5 protein-coding genes are annotated in these 4,223 nt (G+C 64.5%); all 5 read left to right on the top strand.

Translation table 11 applies throughout. From position 1 onward, the window contains the following. On the top strand, positions 1-547 hold a 547-nt coding region (locus AC5DC2_RS20300; RefSeq protein ID WP_491699789.1), incomplete at its 5' end, for an alpha/beta hydrolase. Between the two features lie 117 nt (positions 548-664). After that, a complete protein-coding gene (locus AC5DC2_RS20295) occupies positions 665-2,113 on the top strand; it encodes a metal-dependent hydrolase family protein (protein WP_491699788.1) in 1,449 nt (482 codons plus the stop codon). Positions 2,114-2,122: 9 nt separating this feature from the next. Next, the gene (locus AC5DC2_RS20290; protein ID WP_491699787.1) at positions 2,123-2,950 is read left to right on the top strand and encodes a porin family protein; all 828 of its coding nucleotides are present in this window, start codon (positions 2,123-2,125) and stop codon (positions 2,948-2,950) included. 182 nt (positions 2,951-3,132) lie between these two features. Then, entirely contained in the window at positions 3,133-3,345 is a 213-nt protein-coding gene (locus tag AC5DC2_RS20285) for a YtcA family lipoprotein (RefSeq protein ID WP_051423990.1), read from the top strand. 3 nt (positions 3,346-3,348) lie between these two features. Beyond that, positions 3,349-4,223, top strand: an 875-nt coding sequence (locus AC5DC2_RS20280; protein ID WP_491699786.1) for an HlyD family secretion protein, incomplete at its 3' end; no start/stop codon positions are given.

Raw genomic sequence — 4,223 nt, 5'->3', positions numbered from 1 at the left:
CCAGGTCACGGCGCTTTCCAGCGTGCGCTCGGCCATGCTTTTCGGCCACAGCATGGGCGGCTGGCTGACCATGGAAGCGCTCAGGCAGCTGAGCCTGGAGGACAACCGCAGGGCGCTCGGCAAGCTCAATGTCATCCTCGCCGCTCCCGATATCGACGAGGACGTGTTTGCCGCACAGGTGGACGTGATCGGCCCGCTTGATCCGCCGCTTCTGGTGATGGTCTCCGGCGACGACCGCGCGCTCGGCTTTTCCCGCTTCATCCAGGGCAACCGCCAGCGCGCCGGCCAGCTCGATATTACCGATCCGGAGGTGCTGGAGATGGCTGAGAGGAAGAATGTCGCACTCGTCGACATTTCCTCGGTTTCGTCGCGCGATGCGCTCAACCACAGCCGCTATGCCGCCCTTGCGGCGATCTATCCCGAGCTCGACGAGGATACCGAACTCGGCAGCATGGCAAGGCGTCCCGGCGCCCGCTTCCTCGATGCCGTGGGCCGCACGGCCAACCCCGCCGCGACCGCCGAGACCCGGGGCGCCGCCGGGCAATAGCCGGTCGCAAAAGCCCGTTTCCGGCCGAAAGAACGGGCAAATCTCACGGAACCGTTCCTTGCAAACGCGGCCATGACCTTTAAGGGTTGGGACGATGACCGCGAGCGAAAGGAGGATATGATGCGCGCAGGCTCAAGATACCAGCACCTCGTCCACGGCGCGGGCTGTCCGTGCCACACGCCGGAATTTGCCCGCCTCAACCGACGCCTGATGGACGGCTTCAGCCGGCGCTCGGTGCTGAAGGGGGCGGCCGCAACGATTGCCGCCGGCGCGCTTGCCTCCATGCCGTCGCTTGCCGAGGCGAATGATCGTTCCGTCCTTCTGTCCAATGTGCGCATCTTCGACGGCCTTTCCGACGCACTCATCGAAGGCAGGAACGTGCTTGTCAGCGGCGGCCGGATCAAGGCCCTCGTTCCTCTCGCGGAAGATGTCGCAGACGCCGATATCGTCGATTGCGGCAACCGCGTGCTGATGCCGGGGCTGATCGACGCGCATTGGCATTCGCTGCTCTGCGCCATCCCGATGCAGACGGCAATGACCGCCCAGGTGCCCTACGTCCACCTGGTGGCGGCCGCCGAATCGGAAAAGACGCTGATGCGCGGCTTCACGACGGTGCGCGATGTCGGCGGCCCCGCCTTTGCGCTCAAACGCGCGATCGACGGCGGCAAGGCCATCGGCCCGCGCATCTACCCGGCCGGCGCGATGATCACCCAGACCTCCGGGCACGGTGATTTCCGCTTGCCCTATGAGATACCCGCCTCCGACCAGACCAATCTCAGCCATGCGGAGGAGGCCGGCATTTCCTCGATCGCCAACGGCGTGCCGCAGGTCCTGAACCGGGTGCGCGAGCAACTGATGCTCGGCGCCAGCCAGATCAAGATCATGACCGGCGGCGGCGTGTCCTCGCAATATGACCCTATCCCCAGCCTGCAGTTCACGCCGGATGAAATCCGGGCTGCGGTGCAGGCAACCAGGGACTGGGGCACCTATGTCTGCGCCCATGTCTACACCGCCGAAGGCATCAGGCGCTCGATCGAAAACGGCGTCGCCTGTATCGAACACGGCCAGCTCGCCGACGAGGAGACCGTGCGCATGATCATCGACACGGGAACGTGGTGGAGCATCCAGCCCTTCCTTGCAGACGAGGATTCCAACCCGCAGGGCACAGAACAGCAGCGCCAGGACCAGCGCAACATCGCCGAGGGCACGGTGCGCTGCTTCGAATGGGCCGAGAGGTTCAACATCGAGCGAATGGTCTGGGGCACGGATATCCTGTTCAATCCGGCCAAGACGAATTCGCAGGGGCGTCAGCTCGCCAAGCTCGCCGAGTGGTTCTCCCCTGCGACGGTGCTGAAAATGGCCACCAGCCGGACCGGCGAACTCCTGCAGCTCTCCGGCGAGCGCAATCCCTATCGCGGGCGGATCGGCGTGATCGAGGCCGGTGCCTTTGCCGACATGCTGCTGATCGACGGCAATCCGCTCGAGGATATTTCGCTGATCGCCGATCCCGACAACATGGCGGTCATCATGAAGGACGGCCGCTTCTTCAAGAACACGCTTGCCTAGGAGCACAGCATGCGCGCACCTGCCGTAACTCTCCTTCTCGCAGCCGCGGCAGCGGCCGGCCTTACCGGCAAGACATTCGCGGCCGACCCGGTCGCGCCCCCGGCCCCGCAGCCGGCGATACCCGCGCTTGCCAACGGCTGGTCGTTTGAACTGACGCCCTACATCTGGGGGGCGGGCCTTTCCGGTAAGGTCTCGCCTTTCAGCAGCGCGCCGACCGTCAGGGTCGAGCGCAGCTTTTCCGAAATCCTGGAGGAGCTCAACCTTGCCGGCTTCGTCAATTTCCATGCGACAAACGGCAGGTTCGGCGCCTATGCGGACGTGATGTATGTCGACACCCGCGAAGACCACGCCACCGGTCCGGTCACGCTTCCGGGCTTCGGCCCAGTGCCGGGCGTCAACGTCAACCTCGACACCAAGCTCTTCAATGCCGCGCTGTTCGGCACCTACCGCCTGGCCGACACGGAACGCCTCGCGCTCGACGCGCTTGCCGGCGTGCGCGTCTTCAGGGCATGGGCCGATGTTTCGGCCGCCATCCCCGGCACGCCATACACCTATCAGGCCAGGAGCGATTTCGGCTGGGTTGATCCGGCCGTCGGCGCGCGTCTGGAATATGATTTCGGCAAAGGATTCGGGTTTGTCGGCCAGGCCGACATCGGAGGCGCCTCCTGGGGTTCGGATCTCACCTGGCAGGCCATGGGCGCGGTCACGTACGACGTGTCCTCTGCCACGGCCGTGTCGCTCGGCTACAAATACCTTTCCGTCGATTATGACCGGGACGGACATCTGCTCGACATCGATATGCAGGGACCGACGCTCGGACTGACTTTCCGGTTCTGATCCGGGACGGCTGTTAAGCCTGACAGCCGGTCTTGGTTGACACCGGCTGTCGCTGTAGGGGACACTGCCCGCCGAAGCCGGGATGGAAAACGACAAACAAAGAGGGTCAAGTGCGGGGCGTGCGTGTGTTGCGTAAAGCGGGTTTTGTTCTGTTTGGGCCGTTGCTGCTCGCGTCCTGCGGCATGAGCGAACGCGGCCCGGTCATTCCCTTCTTCGGGGCCTATTTCCCCTCCTGGATCGCCTGTTCGCTGATCGGCATTTTCGGCTCCGTCATCATTCGGCTGATCTTCATCAAGGCCGGCATCGATGCGGTGATGCCGCTTCGGGTCGTGGTCTACCTGTTCCTGGCGATCGCCATCGGTCTCGCCTCGTCAATCCTTCTGTTCGGGCGCTAAACCATGTTGAGCACCAAGGCCAAGCTTGTCGCCCTCATCCCGGTCATCGTCATCGGCGCGACCCTCTATCTCGGATGGACGCATATGACGCGGATGGACGCGAACATCCTGTCGCAGGACGCGACGCTGACCGCGCCGATCACGCAGATCTCGGCCACCGTGCCGGGCCGGATCGCCGAGATCCATGTGTCGGAAAACGAGGCGGTGAAGAAGGGCGATCTTCTCTTCACGCTGGAGGATGACTCCTACCGCCTTCTGGTGGCCCAGGCGGAAGCAGAACTGAAGGCGGCGGAGGCCCTCTACGATAGTCAGCAGCGCAGCATCGCCGCCGAGACCGCCAACGCCCAGATCGCCGTCCAGCAGATCGAACGCGCGCGCGCCAATCTGGAACTGGCCAACGAAACGCTGGAGCGCCTGTTGCCGCTGCAGCCCAAGGGCTATGTCACCGACCAGCAGGTGCAGGACGCGCGCACGGCAAAGCGCGACGCGGAGGTTTCCCTTGAACAGGCCTTGCAGCAATCCAAGGCCGCCGACGCGCTGATCTCCACGCCGGAGGAGACGCTTGCGGTGATCGAGGCCCGCCGCGCTGCGCTCGACCTCGCCAAGCACAACCTCGCCAATACGAAGATCTTTTCGCCGCATGACGGAAGGGTGGTCGGGCTGAAGTTCTCGAGCGGCCAGTTCGTCGTTTCCGGCGCGCCGCTCTTCACCCTCGTCAATACCGGCCAGTGGTTCGCGACAGCGCTCTACCGCGAGGCGGAACTGAAGAACCTGCCCGCGGGCGCCTGCGCCTCCGTCTATGTGATGGCCGATCGCTCGGTGGAAATCAGGGGACGGGTCCAGGGCATCGGCTGGGGCGTCGCCACCGAAAGCATGAT

This window comes from Martelella sp. (assembly GCF_984369615.1).
Note: the sequence above shows the minus strand (reverse complement) of the source record. Positions and strands in the feature narration are given on the sequence as shown.

Bases quoted from the DNA above. Each gene is read 5' to 3' on its own strand.
- AC5DC2_RS20295 (WP_491699788.1), top strand. From the start codon at position 665: ATGATGCGCGCAGGCTCAAGATACCAGCACCTCGTCCACGGCGCGGGC.
- AC5DC2_RS20285 (WP_051423990.1), top strand. From the start codon at position 3,133: ATGAGCGAACGCGGCCCGGTCATTCCCTTCTTCGGGGCCTATTTCCCC.
- AC5DC2_RS20290 (WP_491699787.1), top strand. From the start codon at position 2,123: ATGCGCGCACCTGCCGTAACTCTCCTTCTCGCAGCCGCGGCAGCGGCC.